Origin of the sequence: Cryobacterium cheniae (assembly GCF_004403395.1) — a bacterium.
Taxonomy (GTDB): domain Bacteria; phylum Actinomycetota; class Actinomycetes; order Actinomycetales; family Microbacteriaceae; genus Cryobacterium; species Cryobacterium cheniae.
Window position 1 is genome coordinate 18,509 of the sequence record NZ_SOGN01000049.1, and the last position, 15,520, is coordinate 34,028.

At 66.6% G+C, this 15,520-nt stretch carries 11 protein-coding genes and 1 tRNA gene; 2 read left to right on the plus strand and 10 right to left on the minus strand.

Annotated elements, in window-relative coordinates:
- Positions 1–14: 14 nt before the first annotated feature.
- The 6 genes from uvrA to polA form a co-directional block, all read right to left on the minus strand.
- Positions 15–2,882 (minus strand): excinuclease ABC subunit UvrA, encoded by a 2,868-nt coding sequence (gene uvrA / locus E3T23_RS12110; protein ID WP_241977884.1) that lies wholly within the window; start codon positions 2,880–2,882, stop codon positions 15–17.
- 92 nt (positions 2,883–2,974) lie between these two features.
- On the minus strand, positions 2,975–5,038 hold the full coding sequence (gene uvrB, locus E3T23_RS12115; protein WP_134370692.1) for an excinuclease ABC subunit UvrB: 2,064 nt from the start codon (positions 5,036–5,038) through the stop codon (positions 2,975–2,977).
- Positions 5,039–5,048: 10 nt separating this feature from the next.
- On the minus strand, positions 5,049–5,678 hold the full coding sequence (gene coaE, locus E3T23_RS12120; RefSeq protein ID WP_134370694.1) for a dephospho-CoA kinase: 630 nt from the start codon (positions 5,676–5,678) through the stop codon (positions 5,049–5,051).
- 181 nt (positions 5,679–5,859) lie between these two features.
- Positions 5,860–7,317: a 30S ribosomal protein S1 gene (gene rpsA / locus E3T23_RS12125; RefSeq protein ID WP_134370695.1), complete on the minus strand. Its 1,458-nt coding sequence runs from the start codon at positions 7,315–7,317 to the stop codon at positions 5,860–5,862.
- A gap of 179 nt (positions 7,318–7,496) precedes the next feature.
- Complete coding sequence (locus E3T23_RS12130) at positions 7,497–9,173, minus strand: DUF885 domain-containing protein (protein WP_134370696.1); 1,677 nt, start codon at positions 9,171–9,173, stop codon at positions 7,497–7,499.
- 77 nt (positions 9,174–9,250) lie between these two features.
- Positions 9,251–11,929, minus strand: coding sequence for a DNA polymerase I (gene polA, locus E3T23_RS12135; protein ID WP_134370697.1), 2,679 nt, complete (start codon positions 11,927–11,929; stop codon positions 9,251–9,253).
- A gap of 56 nt (positions 11,930–11,985) precedes the next feature.
- On the opposite strand from polA, the gene E3T23_RS12140 reads away from it, so the two are divergent.
- Positions 11,986–12,417 carry a hotdog fold thioesterase gene (locus E3T23_RS12140; RefSeq protein WP_134370800.1) on the plus strand — a complete coding sequence of 144 codons (432 nt, stop codon included), beginning with the start codon at positions 11,986–11,988 and terminating at the stop codon, positions 12,415–12,417.
- Between the two features lie 116 nt (positions 12,418–12,533).
- On the opposite strand, the gene E3T23_RS12145 is transcribed toward E3T23_RS12140, so the two are convergent.
- Positions 12,534–13,139 (minus strand): ANTAR domain-containing response regulator, encoded by a 606-nt coding sequence (locus E3T23_RS12145; protein WP_134370698.1) that lies wholly within the window; start codon positions 13,137–13,139, stop codon positions 12,534–12,536.
- A 38-nt stretch (positions 13,140–13,177) separates the two neighbouring features.
- Here E3T23_RS12145 and E3T23_RS12150 point away from each other — a divergent pair.
- Positions 13,178–13,263 (plus strand) — tRNA-Leu (locus tag E3T23_RS12150).
- A gap of 87 nt (positions 13,264–13,350) precedes the next feature.
- Here the strand turns inward: E3T23_RS12150 and E3T23_RS12155 are convergent.
- The 3 genes from E3T23_RS12155 to E3T23_RS12165 are packed head-to-tail and all read right to left on the minus strand — an operon-like array spanning position 13,351 to position 15,364.
- Positions 13,351–13,830, minus strand: a complete 480-nt coding sequence (locus tag E3T23_RS12155; protein WP_241977886.1) for a hypothetical protein — start codon at positions 13,828–13,830, stop codon at positions 13,351–13,353.
- On the minus strand, positions 13,827–14,870 hold the full coding sequence (locus E3T23_RS12160; RefSeq protein WP_134370699.1) for a DUF6545 domain-containing protein: 1,044 nt from the start codon (positions 14,868–14,870) through the stop codon (positions 13,827–13,829). Before E3T23_RS12160 ends, E3T23_RS12155 begins: the two co-directional genes overlap by 4 nt.
- Entirely contained in the window at positions 14,870–15,364 is a 495-nt protein-coding gene (locus tag E3T23_RS12165; protein WP_134370700.1) for a hypothetical protein, read from the minus strand. Before E3T23_RS12165 ends, E3T23_RS12160 begins: the two co-directional genes overlap by 1 nt.
- Between the last annotated feature and the right edge of the window lie 156 nt (positions 15,365–15,520).

Genomic DNA, 15,520 nt, shown 5'->3' on the forward strand with positions numbered 1-15,520 from the left:
GGTTCCGTTGGCGGTCAGTGCGCCGCCAGGATCTCCTTCAGGAACATGCCGGTGTGGCTCTTCTTCACGGTGGCGACGTGCTCCGGGGTTCCGGTGGCGAGCACGCGCCCGCCGCCGGATCCGCCCTCGGGACCGAGGTCGATCACCCAGTCGGCGGACTTGATCACGTCGAGGTTGTGCTCGATCACGATCACGGTGTTGCCCTTGTCGACGAGGCTGTTCAGCACGAGCAGCAGTTTGCGCACGTCCTCGAAGTGCAGGCCGGTGGTCGGCTCGTCGAGCACGTAGACGCTGCGGCCGTTGGAGCGCCGCTGCAGTTCGGTGGCCAGCTTGACGCGTTGGGCCTCGCCGCCGGACAGGGTCGTGGCGCTCTGGCCGAGCCGCACGTAGCCGAGGCCGACCTCGACGAGGGTGTTCAGGAACCGGTGGATGGACGTGATCGCCTCGAAGAACTCGGCCGCCTCACTGATCGGCATGTCCAGCACCTCGGCGATGTTCTTGCCCTTGTAATGCACGGTGAGGGTGTCCCGGTTGTAGCGCGCTCCCCCGCACACCTCGCAGGCGACGTAGACGTCGGGCAGGAAGTTCATCTCGATCTTGATCGTGCCGTCGCCGGAGCAGGCTTCGCAGCGGCCGCCCTTGACGTTGAAGCTGAACCGGCCGGGCAGGTAGCCGCGCGCCTTGGCCTCGATCGTCTCGGAGAACAGGGTGCGGATCTTGTCGAAGACGCCGGTGTAGGTGGCGGGGTTGGACCGCGGGGTGCGGCCGATCGGGGCCTGGTCGACGTGGATCACCTTGTCGAGCTGGTCGAGCCCGGTGACTCGGGTGTGCCGGCCGGGGAGTTTGCGGGCGCCGTTGAGCCGGTTGGCCAGCACCCGGTAGAGGATGTCGTTGACGAGAGATGACTTGCCGGATCCGCTGACGCCGGTCACGGCGGTGAACGTGCCGAGCGGGAAGCTGACCGACACTTTCTGGAGGTTGTTGGCCTCCGCCCCGATCACCGAGATCTCGCGGGACGGGTCGATCTGGCGTCGGGTGGCCGGGGTCGGGATCGACTTACGGCCGGCGAGATAGTCACCGGTCAGCGAATCCGTGTTGGTGAGCAGGTCGGCGTAGGACCCGGAGTGCACGACGTTGCCGCCGTTGACGCCGGCGCCCGGGCCGATGTCAACGACCCAGTCGGCCGTCTTGATGGTGTCCTCGTCGTGCTCGACCACGATCAGGGTGTTCCCGAGGTCGCGCAGGGAGACCAGGGTTTCGATCAGGCGGCGGTTGTCACGCTGGTGCAGGCCGATGCTCGGTTCGTCGAGCACGTAGAGCACCCCGGTCAGGCCGGACCCGATCTGGGTGGCCAGACGGATGCGCTGCGCCTCCCCGCCGGACAGGGTCGCCGCCGCCCGGGCCAGGTTGAGGTAGTTCAGGCCGACGCGGATCAGGAAGTCCAGGCGCGCCTTGATCTCACGCAGCACCTGCGCGGCGATGACGGCCTCCCGGTCGGTGAGCTCGAGCTTGTTCATAAAACTGCGGGCGTCGGTGAGGCTGAAGAGGCAGACATCCGCGATGCTGGCCCCGTGCACCAGGACGGCGAGGACTTCGGGCTTGAGCCGGGTTCCGGAGCAGACCGGGCAGTCCACCTCGCGCAGGTATTCGCCCCAGCGGGCGCGCTGGGTGTCGGACTCTGCCTGCAGGTACTGGCGTTCAATGTAGGGTACGACGCCCTCGAAGCCGGAGGTGTAGCTCATCTCCCGGCCGTAGCGGTTCTTCCACTTCACCTTGACCTCGAAGTTGTCGCCGCGGAGCACGGCGTCCTGCACCTCGGCGGGCAGTTCGCCCCACGGGGTGTCGAGGGAGAAGTCCAGGTCGCGGGCGAGCCCGTCGAGGAGCTTCTCGTAGTACTGGAACAGCCCCTTGCCCTGGGTGGTCCAGGGCAGCACGACGCCGTCCGCGATGCTGAGTTCCGGGTCGCCGAGCAGCAGGTCGGCGTCTACCGACATGCGCGTGCCGAGGCCGGAGCACTCCGGGCAGGAGCCGAAGGGCGCGTTGAAGGAGAACGTGCGCGGTTCGATCTCGGTGAGCTGCACGGGGTGGTTGTTGGGGCAGGAGAGCTTCTCCGAGTAGCTCTGCCAGGCCTCGTCGCCTTCCCGGTCGACATAGTTGATCTCCACGATGCCGTCGGTCAGCTTCAGCGCCGTCTCGAGGGAGTCCGTGAGCCGGCTCAGCAGGTCGGGGCCCGCGACCAGGCGGTCGATGACCACGGAGATGTTGTGCTTGAGCTGCTTCTTCAGCACGGGCGGCTCGTTGAGCTGGATCTGGGTGCCGTCGACGATGGCCCGGGAGTAGCCGCCGGCCGCCAGCTCCTTGAACAGGTCGACGAATTCGCCCTTTTTCTGGGACACGACCGGGCTGAGCACCTGGTAACGGATGCCCTCATCGAGCTCCATCAGCTGGTCGGCGATCTGCTGCACGGTCTGAGCCTGGATGACCTCGCCGCACACGGCGCAGTGCGGTACGCCGATGCGCGCCCAGAGCAGCCGCATGTAGTCGTAGACCTCGGTGATGGTGCCCACGGTCGAGCGCGGGTTGCGGTTGGTCGATCTTTGGTCGATCGAGACGGCCGGGCTCAGCCCCTCGATGAAGTCGACATCGGGACGGTCGACCTGGCCCAGGAACTGGCGGGCATACGCGGACAACGATTCGACGTAGCGTCGCTGGCCCTCCGCGAAGATGGTGTCGAACGCGAGCGACGACTTGCCCGAGCCGGACAGCCCGGTGAAGACGACAAGCGAATCCCGCGGGATCTCGAGGTCCACGTTGTGCAGATTGTGCACACGGGCGCCGCGGACGTGGAGTTTTGAACCGGTATCTACCTGGGAAATTGACACCATCCGATTCTATGCAGCGCCACCGGCCGAACCCTGCGAATCCGCACGCCCTGAGCGAACAAACGTTCGATATTCGATTGGTCGCGGGGAGATCAGATGTGACCGGCCTTCTCCATCTGGCGCAACTCGCGCTTCAACTCCGACACCTCGTCCCGGAGGCGGGCCGCGAGCTCGAACTTGAGCTCTCCGGCAGCCTCGAGCATCTGGCCGTTGAGGTCGGCGATGATCGACTCGAGGTCGTTCGCGCCGTTGGCGGCCAGTCCCTGCCGGCGCGGGGTCGCCGCGACGCCCTTGCGTCGCGTGTCCCGGCCGGCCAGGAGCTCGGCGGTGTCGGCCTCTTCCCGGGCGAGCACCTCCGTGATATCGGCGATCCGCTTGCGCAGCGGGGTGGGGTCGATGCCGTGCAGCGTGTTGTAGGCCACCTGCTTCTCGCGGCGGCGGTCGGTTTCGTCGATGGCGCGCTCCATCGAGGCCGTGAGCCGGTCGGCGTACATGTGCACCTCACCGGAGACGTTACGGGCCGCGCGCCCGATGGTCTGGATCAGCGAGGTCGCCGAACGGAGGAAACCCTCCTTGTCGGCGTCGAGGATGGCGACCAGCGACACCTCGGGCAGGTCGAGGCCCTCGCGGAGCAGGTTGATGCCCACCAGCACGTCGTAGACGCCGGCCCGCAGCTCGGTGAGGAGTTCGACGCGGCGGAGGGTGTCGACATCCGAATGCAGGTAGCGAACCCGCACGCCGGCCTCGGTGAGGAAGTCGGTGAGTTCTTCCGCCATCTTCTTCGTGAGGGTGGTGACCAGGACGCGCTCGTTGCGGTCGACGCGCTTGTGGATCTCTTCGAGCAGGTCGTCGATCTGGCCCTTGCTGGGTTTCACGACGATCTGCGGGTCGATCAGTCCGGTGGGACGGATGATCTGCTCGACGACACCGTCGGCGATGCCCATCTCGTATTTGCCGGGCGTGGCGGACAGGTAGACGGTCTGGCCGACGCGCCCCTTGAACTCCCCGAATTTGAGCGGCCGGTTGTCGAGGGCGCTCGGCAGCCGGAACCCGTGGTCGACGAGCGTGCGCTTCCGGGACGAGTCCCCCTCGTACATGGCGCCGATCTGCGGCACCGTGACGTGCGACTCGTCGATGACCATCAGGAAGTCGTCGGGGAAATAGTCGAGCAGGCAGTGCGGCGCCTCCCCCGGTTGGCGCTGGTCGATGTGCCGCGAGTAGTTCTCGATGCCGGAGCAGAAGCCGATCTGCTCCATCATCTCCAGGTCGAACTGCGTGCGCATGCGCAGGCGCTGGGCCTCGAGCAGTTTGCCTTCGCGTTCCAACTGCTCGAGCCGTTCGTCGAGCTCCGCCTGGATGGTGACCATGGCCCGCTGCATGACGTCGGTGCTGGCCACGTAGTGCGACCCCGGGAACACGGCCACGGAGTCGAGCTTTTTCACGATGTCGCCGGTGAGCGGATGCAGGCTGTAGAGAGCCTCGATCTCGTCGCCGAACATCTCGATGCGGATGGCTAGTTCCTCGTACATCGGGATGATCTCGATGGTGTCCCCGCGCACCCGGAAGTGGCCGCGGGAGAAGTCGATGTCGTTGCGCTGGTACTGCATGGCCACGAACTTGCGGATCAGCCAGTCCCGGTTGACCTGCTGGCCGACCTGCAGGGCGACCATCGCCTGCAGGTAACCCTCGGGCGTGCCGAGGCCGTAGATGCAGGAGACCGTGGACACCACGATGACGTCCCGCCGGCTGAGCAGGGAGTTCGTGGTGGAGTGCCGCAGCCGCTCGACCTCCGCGTTGATCGAGGAGTCCTTCTCGATGAAGGTGTCGGTCTGGGGCACGTAGGCTTCGGGCTGGTAGTAGTCGTAGTACGACACGAAGTATTCGACGGCGTTGTTGGGCATCAGCTCGCGGAATTCGTTCACCAGCTGCGCGGCGAGGGTCTTGTTGTGGGCGAGCACCAGGGTCGGTCGTTGCACCTGCTCGATCAGCCACGCCGTGGTGGCGGATTTGCCGGTTCCGGTGGCGCCGAGCAGCACGATGTCGGTCTCACCGGCGTTGATCCGGCCGGCCAGCTCGGCGATCGCGGTGGGCTGGTCGCCGCTCGGCGTGTACTCGCTCACCACCTCGAACGGATTGACAGAGCGCGTGGGTTCCATGCCCACCAGTCTACGGAGCGCCTCTGACAGTGCACTGCCGGCTCTGCACCCGTATCTGGTCCCAGAGCGCGTCGACCTGGGCCAGGGTCTGCTCGAGGGTTCCGCCGGTGTCGATGACGACGTCGGCGATCCGCTGACGGTCGGTGTCACTGGCCTGGGAACGGATCCGGCGCTCCGCTTCACCGGCATCCATGCCGCGCAGCTCCACCATGCGGCGCACCCGGGTCGACTCGTCGGCTTGGGTGACCACGACGAGGTCGAACGGATGGTCGACGCCGGCTTCCACGAGCAGCGGGACGTCGTAGACGACGATCGCGCTCGGGTCCGCCGCTTCCGCCGCCCGGATCAGGGCGTTCGAACGCGCGCGCACCTCCGGGTGCACGATCGCGTTGAGGCGGACGAGGGCCTCCGGGTCGCGGAACACCACCGCACCGAGGGCCGCCCGGTCCAGGCTGCCGTCGGGCAGCAGGACCGGGTCCCCGAACGCCTCCGCGATCCTCGCGATCCCCGGGGTGCCGGGCCCGACCACGACCCGCGCGAGGTGGTCGGCGTCGATGTGCACGGCGCCGTGCCGCACGAGCCGGCGCGCCACGGTGCTCTTTCCGGATGCGATCCCGCCGGTCAGTCCAATCAAGTACACGCCTGCCATGCTAACGGCCCTCGTGCGGCTTCTCGCCACGGGGCAATGGTTGCCCGTCCGGACAACTGTTGCCCGCGCACCGGCAACAGTCGTCCGAACGGGCAACAGAGGCGGGAGCCTGAGACAGGGCAACGCAAAAAGGCCGGCCCCGCGGGGACCGGCCTTTCTTCTTGCGGCAGTGCTAGTTGGAGCTGGAGAGCTTCTCGCGCAGTGCTGCGAGGGCCTCGTCGTCCGCGAGCGTGCCGGCGCCGGCCGTCTCGCTCGAGAAGGTGTTGCCAGCGGCGGACGGGACATCGCCGACGGCGGTGATCTCGTCGTTCGCGGAAGAAACCTGCTTCTTGTGGGCTTCCCAGCGAGCCTGGGCTGCAGCGTAGTCCTGCTCCCACTTCTCGCGCTGGGTTTCGAAGCCTTCACGCCACTCGTTGGTCTCCGGGTCGAAGCCCTCGGGGTACTTGTAGTTGCCCTGGTCGTCGTACTCGGTGAGCATTCCGTAGAGTGCCGGGTCGAACTCGGTACCCTCGGGGTCGACACCATCGTTGGCCTGCTTGAGGCTCAACGAGATGCGGCGACGCTCGAGGTCGATGTCGATGACCTTGACGAAGACCTCGTCGCCGACCGACACGACCTGCTCGGCGAGCTCGACGTGCTTGCCGGAGAGCTCGGAGATGTGGACGAGCCCCTCGATGCCCTCGGCAACGCGAACGAACGCGCCGAACGGAACGAGCTTGGTGACCTTACCCGGTGCAACCTGGCCGATGGCGTGGGTGCGGGCGAAGACCTGCCACGGGTCTTCCTGCGTGGCCTTGAGGGAGAGCGACACGCGCTCGCGCTCGAGGTCGACCTCAAGGATCTCGACGGTGACTTCCTGACCGACCTCGACGACCTCGCTGGCGTGCTCGATGTGCTTCCAGCTGAGCTCGGAGACGTGAACCAGACCGTCAACGCCGCCCAGGTCCACGAACGCACCGAAGTTGACGATCGACGAGACGACGCCCTTGCGGACCTGTCCCTTCTGGAGGTTGTTGAGGAACGTGGTGCGGCTCTCGGACTGGGTCTGCTCGAGCAGCGCACGACGAGACAGCACAACGTTGTTGCGGTTCTTGTCGAGTTCGAGGATCTTGGCCTCGATCTCCTGGCCCAGGTAGGGGGTCAGGTCGCGAACGCGGCGCAGCTCGATGAGCGAAGCCGGGAGGAACCCGCGGAGTCCGATGTCCACGATGAGGCCACCCTTGACAACCTCGATGACCGAACCGGTGACAACGCCATCCGATTCCTTGATCTTTTCGACGTCGCCCCATGCACGCTCGTACTGAGCGCGCTTCTTGGACAGGATGAGACGGCCTTCTTTGTCTTCCTTCTGAAGAACGAGGGCCTCAACCAGGTCGCCGACCTTGACGACCTCAGAGGGGTCAACGTCGTGCTTGATGGAAAGTTCGCGGGAGGGGATGACACCCTCGGTCTTGTAGCCCACGTCGAGGAGAACCTCGTCGCGGTCGATCTTCACAACGGTGCCCTCGATGAGGTCTCCGTCGTTGAAGAATTTCAGAGTCTTTTCGACCGCGGCAAGAAAGTCTTCAGCAGATCCAATGTCGTTGATGGCGACCTGCTTGGGTGCCCGTTCGGTCGTTGCGATTGTCATGTAGTAGTTGCTCCAGGATGGACATAGCTCGGGCCACGCACGGGAAAATCTTGTTCTCGTGCACCGTGCATGGCAGTGGACGGTTCGTCACAAACGTGACAGTCAAGCTTAGCTGTTTGCGGGAGGGACCGGCAACCCGCCGACCTCTCCCTCAACGCTACGCCGATCGGCGCGGGCCGCTACCCGAGCATCGCCGCCCGGAGGGTGTCCAGGCCGACCCCGCCGAGGTCGAGTGCCTTGCGGTGGAACTCCTTGATCGAGAACGCGTCGCCCTCGCGCGCCGCATAGGTGTCCCGCAGCTCTTCCCAGATGCGCTGCCCGACCTTGTAGGACGGCGCCTGCCCCGGCCAGCCGAGGTACCGATTGACCTCGAATTTGACGAAGCCGGCATTCATGTTCACGTTCCGGCCGAGGAAGTCGAAAGCGTACTCGGCGGTCCAGGGACCGGAGCCGTCGGGCAGCTGCTTCTCCAGGTGCACGCCGATGTCGAGCACGACCCGGGCGGCGCGCATCCGTTGTCCGTCCAGCATGCCGAGCCGGTCGGCCGGGTCGTCCAGGTAGCCGAGCTGTTCCATCAGCCGCTCCGCGTACAGCGCCCAGCCCTCGGCGTGGCCCGAGGTCCCGGCCAGCTGGCGGCGCCAGGTGTTCAGCTTCGCCCGGTTGTAGACGGCCTGGCCGATCTGCAGGTGGTGCCCGGGCACGCCCTCGTGATAGACGGTGGTCAGTTCACGCCAGGTGTCGAATTCGGTGACCCCGACCGGAACCGACCACCACATCCGGCCCGGGCGGGAGAAGTCGTCGGTGGGCCCGGTGTAGTAGATGCCGCCCTCCTGGGTGGGGGCGATCATGCACTCGAGACGCTTGATCTCGTCAGGGATGTCGAACTGGGTATCGGAAAGCTCGGCGACGGCGCGGTCGCTGGTTTCCTGCATCCACTCCTGCAAGGCGGCGGTGCCGTGCAGTTTGCGGCGGGGGTCGGTGTCGAGGAACGCGATGGCCTCGAGCACGCTCGCGCCCGGCTTGATCTGGTCGGCGATCCCCTCCTGTTCCAGGGTCATCCGGGCCAGCTCCTGCACCCCCCAGTCGTAGGTTTCGTCGAGGTCGATGGTGGCACCCAGAAAACGGCGGGACTGCAGCGCATAGAGGTCGCGGCCGATGGCGTCGCGGGTGGGGGCCCTGCCCTCGAGCTCGGTGCCGAGGAACTCGGCCAGCGTGCCGTAGGCCGCGGCCGCGGCGCGCGCGCGGGTGCCGAGGTCCGTGGCCAGCGAGGCCGGGAGGGACCCGGTGTCGGGGCCCGCGCTGGCGGCGAACTCGGCGAAGAAGCCGTCGTTCGCGGCGTGGCGCCTGGCCTGCAGGATGACCTCCTGCACCTGGCGGCGGGCGGGCATGCTGCCGCGCTCCATACCGAGGCGCAGGGTCTGGATATACCCGTCGATGGCCGCGGGCAGGGCGCCCAGACGGGTGGAGACGGTGTCCCAGTCCGCGACCGTGGCGGTGGGCATGAGGTCGAAGATCTCCCGGATGCCCTGGGCCGGCGAGGCGATCACGTTCAGGTCCCGCAGCGGCAGACCGGCCTCGGCGCTCTCGACGTCGAGGGCGAGCGAGCTGCGCAGGTCGGTGCGGGTGACGACGTCGACGTCGTCGACCGCCGTGGCGGCGTCGAGCCGGGCGATGAAGGCACGGGCCGCGTCGACGCTGCGGTCGAGGCCGTCCGGCGAGTAGTCGCCGAAACGGCCGTCCGCCTCGGTGCGGCCGATGTACGTGCCCACGGTCGGGTCGATGTCGACGAGGGTGTCCACCCAGTCCTCGGCGATCCGGTCGATCGCCGTGGGGGTGCGCTGGTTGTCGGTTGTCATGTCCGAAGCCTAGGACACGCCGTCACACCGCGGAGTGAAGGGCCGGCCTTCCCAACATGGAGGCCGGACGGTCGCGCCTAGTGGGCGGCGGCGTCCCAATTGTCCCCGCGGCCGACCTGCACATCGAGGGGTACGAGGAGGTCCGCGGCGGTTTCCATCTGGTGCGTCACGACCTGACGGAGCGCATCCCACTCCCCCGGTGCCACCTCGAAGATCAGCTCGTCGTGCACCTGCAGCAGCATGCGTGACTCCAGTCCGCCCTCGGCCAGGTCCACCGCGATACCATTCATCGCGATCTTCATGATGTCGGCGGCCGAACCCTGGATCGGCGCGTTCAGGGCGGCACGTTCGGCGTTCTCGCGCAGCACCCGGTTGGAGCTGTGCAGCTCGGGGAACGGACGGCGGCGGCCGAAGATGGTGGCGGTGTAGCCATCCACTTTCGCCTGTTCGACCACGTTGCGCAGGTAATCGCGCACGGCCCCGAAGCGGGCGAAGTAGTCGGTGATGAGCTGCTTGGCCTCCTTCGTGTCGATGCGCAGCTGTCGGGACAACCCGAAGGCGCTGAGTCCGTAGGCCAGGCCGTAGGACATGGCCTTCACCTTGGAACGCATCTCGTTCGTGACGTCTTCCGGCGCCACGCCGAACACGCTGGCGCCGACGAAGCGGTGCAGGTCCTCGCCGGCGTTGAAGGCCTCGATCAGACCCGGGTCGCCGGAGAGGTGCGCCATGATGCGCATCTCGATCTGCGAGTAGTCGGCGGTGAGCAGGCTTTCGGCCCCGTTGCCCGCCTGGAACGCGGCTCGGATGCGACGGCCTTCCTCGGTTCGCACCGGGATGTTCTGCAGGTTGGGGTCGGTGGAGGAGATCCGGCCGGTGGCCGTGCCGATCTGCACGTAGGTCGTGTGGATTCGACCGGTCTCGTCGATGGCCTTGTCCAGGGTTTCCACGATCTGGCGCAGCTTGGTGGCGTCGCGGTGTTGCAGCAGCAGGTCGAGGAACGGATGCGGGTTGCTGGCCTGCAGGTCGGCGAGAGCCCCGGCATCCGTCGAGAACCCGGTCTTGTTCGCCCGGGTCTTCGGCATGCCGAGTTGCTCGAACAGGACCTCCTGGAGCTGCTTGGGTGAGCCGAGGTTCACCTCACGGCCGATCTCGGCGTAGGCGCCGGCGGCCAGACCGGCGGCGCGCTCTCCCAGCTGGCCGGACAGCGCGGACAGCTGGTCGTGGGAGACGGCAACGCCGGCCAGTTCCATGTCGGACAGGGTCAGCAGGGTGGGCATCTCGATGGCCGTGAGCACCTCACGCGACCCGTCGTCGAGCAGCGCCTCGATGGCCGCGGCCACCCGGAACGTGTACCAGGACTCGGTGGGCACGCCGCCGGTTTCACTCTCGGCCGGGATCAGCTGGTTGGGGTCGCTCACCGGAAGGGTCTCGTCGAGGTACCGCGTCACCAGGTTGGCGAGGGTCTTGTCGGGGCCACCGGGACGCAACAGCCAGCCCGCGACCAGCGTGTCGAACACCAGGCCGGAGAAGTTCAGGTCGCTGCGGCGCAACGCCTTCACCTGGCGTTTGGCGTCGTGCATGATCTTGGGCGAATCGCTGGCCAGCCACGATTCGAACGCCAGGTAGTCGGCGCGCCCGGGCTGCCAGGGCAGGTTGACCGACTCGGCCGGGCCGGACAGTCCGAAACCGATGACCAGACCGTCCTGAACCTCGACGCTGAGGCCGAGTCCGGCCGGGGAGGCGGAGACGGCCCGGGCGATCCAGGCCGCGAGTTCCTCGTCGAGCAGGTCCTGCGCGATGGGGGCCTTGGGCGCGGCGACGAGAATCTCCTCGGGCACGGCCACGGCGGCACCCTCGGGCGCGCCGGCCCCTTCGAGCTTGATCACCCGATCGAGCAGGGTACGGAATTCGAGCCGGCCGAACACATCCCGCACGGCCGGTTCGTCGATGGCGCACCGAACGAGGTCGGGGAGCTGCACCGGCAGGTCGAGGTCGGTGACGAGGCGGTTGAGCCGGCGGTTGCGGATCGCGTTCTCTTTCTGCTCGCGCAGGTTGTTGCCGACGACACCCTTGATCTCCTCGGCGTGCTCCAGGATGCCGTCGAGGCTGCCGTAGAGGCCGAGCCACTTCACCGCGGTCTTCTCTCCCACCTTGGAGATTCCGATCAGGTTGTCGCTGGTCTCGCCGACCAGGGCCGCGACATCCGGATACTGGGCCGGCTCGATGCCGTACTTCTCGCGCACCCGGGCCGGGTCGTAGCGGGTGAGCGCCGAGACGCCCTGGCTCGCCGGGTAGAGCAGGGTGACGTTCTCGTTGACGAGCTGGATCGTGTCGCGGTCCCCCGAGACCACCAGGACGTGGAACCCCTCCTGGTTGCCGCGCACGGACAGGGTCGCCAGAATGTCGTCGGCTTCGTAGTCTTCCTTGGTCAGCGTCGTGATGTTCATCGCGGCCAGAGCCTCCTGCAGCAGAGGCACCTGCCCGATGAACTCGCTGGGCGTGCTGGCCCTGGTGCCCTTGTAGTCGGCGTATTCGCGGGTGCGGAATGAGAACCGCGAGATGTCGAAGGCCACGGCGATATGGGTGGGCTTTTCGTTGCGCAACAGACTGAGCAGCATCGACAGGAAGCCGTGGACGGCGTTGGTGTGCTGCCCGTCGTGGGTCTGGAAACTGTCCACCGGGAGGGCGTGGAACGCCCGGTAGGCCAGGGAATGGCCGTCGATGATCATCAGGGTAGGCTTTTCGGAATCTGACACAGAGACAGCCTACAAGCGTCATCCGGCGCGGGCAGGTGCAGCGACCGAAGGTGAATATGATCCAGCAGACCACGGACGCCCTTGAGTGGGTCCAGCAGCGGGGCGCCGGCTCCCTGGCCGAAAAGATGAACATCGAGTTCGTCGAATTCACGATCGAGCGGGCCGTCGCACGCATGCCCGTGGAGGGCAACACGCAGCCCGCGATGCTCCTGCACGGTGGGGCCTACGTGGTTCTCGGCGAGTCGCTCGGATCGATGGCGGCCAATCTGCATGCCGGCCCCGGACGCCTGGCGGTGGGCATCGAGATCAACGCCACCCACACCCGGTCGGCTACGTCGGGCTTCGTCACGGGCGTGTGCACGCCGGTGCACCTGGGCCGCACGCTCACGACCCACGAGATCGCGGTCACGGATGACCAGGGTCGCCGTTGCTCGACGATCCGGATCACCAACCTGATCAAGGACCTGCCGAACCGGCCCGAGGCATAAGAACGGCCGCACCGAAAGCACAGAGAACCGCGGCGTGAAAACGGCCGGGCAGCACACCCCGCAAGGTGTTCTGCCCGGCCGTCGAAGTCTGAGGCGCTCTGGTCGTTTCCCGGAGGCTACTTCTTGGCGCTGAGCTGCTCGATGATCGCCTGGGCGACGTCATGCATGGTGAGCCGGCGATCCATGGACGCCTTCTGAATCCAGCGGAACGCCTCCGGCTCGGTCAGCCCCATCTTCTCGTTGAGCAGGCCCTTGGCCCGGTCGACGAGCTTGCGGGTCTCGAAGCGCTCCACGAGGTCCGCCACCTCGGCTTCGAGGGTGATGATCTGGCTGTAGCGGGAGAGGGCGATCTCGATCGCCGGCAGCAGGTCGTTGGGCGTGAACGGCTTGACCACGTAGGCCAGCGCGCCGGCTTCCGTTGCCCGCTCGACCAGTTCCTTCTGGCTGAAGGCGGTCAGCAGGACGACGGGAGCGATGTGCGCCTTGGTGATGCGCTCCGCCGCGGAAATGCCGTCGAGGTGCGGCATCTTCACGTCCATGATAACCAGGTCGGGTCGCAGCTCGGTGGCCAGGGCGACGGCGGTTTCACCGTCGCCGGCTTCACCGACTACCTCGAATCCGGCGTCACGGAGGATTTCGACGATGTCGAGGCGGATGAGGGACTCATCCTCGGCAACGACAACGCGGCGAGGAGGTACTGGGATGGAATCTTGGTCGGTCACGGGGGAAAGCCTACGGTATTCTGATGCAGGTGTTGTGAGCCGGTGTGGCGGAATGGCAGACGCGGAGCACTCAAAATGCTTTGTTCGCAAGGACGTGTGGGTTCGAGTCCCACCACCGGTACCAACACCCCAGACCGAAATCCCTACTGGGACGGGCTATTTCGCCTCTCTCCCGAACTCGGTCCTGGCTCAGTTTTGCCTCGGTCCTGGCTCAGTCCTGAGCGGGCCGAGGCTCGGCACCGCCCTGCATGTCTTCCTCCAGGAGCGCGGTGATCGACCGCAGCGTCTCCGGAGACACATCCCCGAGCGTTCGTGCGGCGAAGTTGACGACTCGCTGGGCGCGGAGGCTCTTCACGAACGCCAGCTGGGAGTCGACGCGTTCCGGGAGGTCTCCGTCGGAGCCCAGCAGGTATTCAGGGGGGATGCGGAAGAACTCGCCGATGCCCACGAGCAGGTCGATATCGGTCACGAGGGGTCCGTCCCCCGTGATCATGTAGGCCCAGCGGGCACGGGACAACGACAGGCCCCGAGCCTGGAGCCCCGCCGCGATCTGCTTGTAGGTGTGCGGCGTGTTGCCCTCGGCGACGACGACGTCGAGCAGGAGGTTGAGCTTGCGTGCCAGCTCGCGCTGCGGGCTGATCGATTCGCCGGGCGTGCTGGGCCTTCCGTCGGCTAAGCGCTGGTCAATCACGATGTGTGGTCCTGTCGGGGTGTCGCTGAACGGGCAAGGGTGGTGACCATCGGGGCTGCGGCAGGGACCGCCCGAACGTGGTCCTCGACGACGTCGATCAGCATCCGCTCGGATGCCGCCAGGTTCTGGCCGGGATCGAGGAGCAGGCTGTCCCGAACCTCGACATAGCGCCGGTACAGGTGAGCACCGGGAGACCGTACGAGGAGCAGCCCCGGACGCGAAAGGTGCAGCTCGATGCTGAGCTCCGGGGAGTCTGCCACAAGGCGCTCCCACAGCGGGGTGATCCGCCAGAGCAGCGCCCGATCGCGAACGGTCTTCCGTGACCAGAGGACCCCGTCAGCCATGGCCGTCAGCCCCAAACCCAGGCCGAGACCGATGGGAGCCGTAGCGAGAGCGATGTTGTAAAGAATGCGCGGCCAGCCCTCGAAAACAAAGTCCGGGTTGAAAAAGGCTTCGGTTACGCTCGCCAGGCTGATGGTCGTGTAGGCCAGTGCCCCGAGGCAACCGAAGACCACGAGAGCCAGGGACACCCGAGTGATCAACCGACGCTGATTGCGCAGGTCGGACGCACATGCCCACCCCACCGAAACGGAGAAGAGTGCGATCGCAATCCACGTGGTGGCCGAGTAGGCTGCGAAATCCCAGCGATTCGGGAATGACTCGTGGATCTGGTCTCGAAATCGCCAGTCCCCGCCGAAGAACAGGACGGCCTGGGCGGCCACGATTGCGGCGGTGACGACGGCGGTCAGTTTTTTTCGCTGCCGGGTGAGACCACCGACCGACACTGCCTCCTGCACGATGCCGTCCAGGAGGCCGATGGCGACGATCGCTGTGGCATGAAAGATGAAGTAGGTGACGTTGTCCCCGCCGAGCAGCTTTTCCACGGCGTCGTACACGACGTGAGGCTGCAAGGTCATGGTCGTGGCGAAAGCAACCAGTGCCCAGAAGAGGCGGTGACGACGACCGCCCAGCACGGACGGCAGGGAGAGGGCTACGGCGATCCAGATGAGCGCGCACACCGTCAGGAGGATGATCTGCATCACAGCACCCGGCCGAAACCGGTGCGGGGGCCGTGGGCCGCGTCCGCATTGTCGCGCAGCATGATCAGTGCCAGCCGGTCGCCGATCGCCTCGGCCAGGGCTTCCTGCTCATCGGTGAAATTGCTGCGGGACAGCGCGTACGCGATCGAGTCCAGCGGGATGAGCGGAGTGAGCAGCGCGATCCGCTCGGCGGACACCAGCTGTTTCTCGTGCCGCAGGATCATGTGGCCGAATTCGTGGTTGATGAACTGCTGCCGATGAACGACTGAGTCCGTCGGGGCATGGTGGATGCGCTCGAACTCCTCCCCCGCGACTTCGATCCACAGCCCGCAGACTCCGGATTCGATCAGGCGCGGACTGGCCGCCCGGATCACGATCGCTTTGCCGCGCAGCCCTTCCATGTGCTGGTGCAGCTTCTCGGCGGTCAGCGGACGCGGGAGTTCGAGGGCGGACACCAGCTCCCGCGCCCGTTCGGTGCGTGCTTCGTAGTTCACGTCCTGCCCCCCCTTCCGCGCCGACGCCCCGTGCGCGGACGGGACGTGACATTAGACATGTCCAACAGGTGCTAGCCTGAAACCCTGGTTGGACATGTCTACGCTACCGGGTCGGGGGACCCGCACACGCCACAGGCCGTCCGGTCGCGCTCCGTT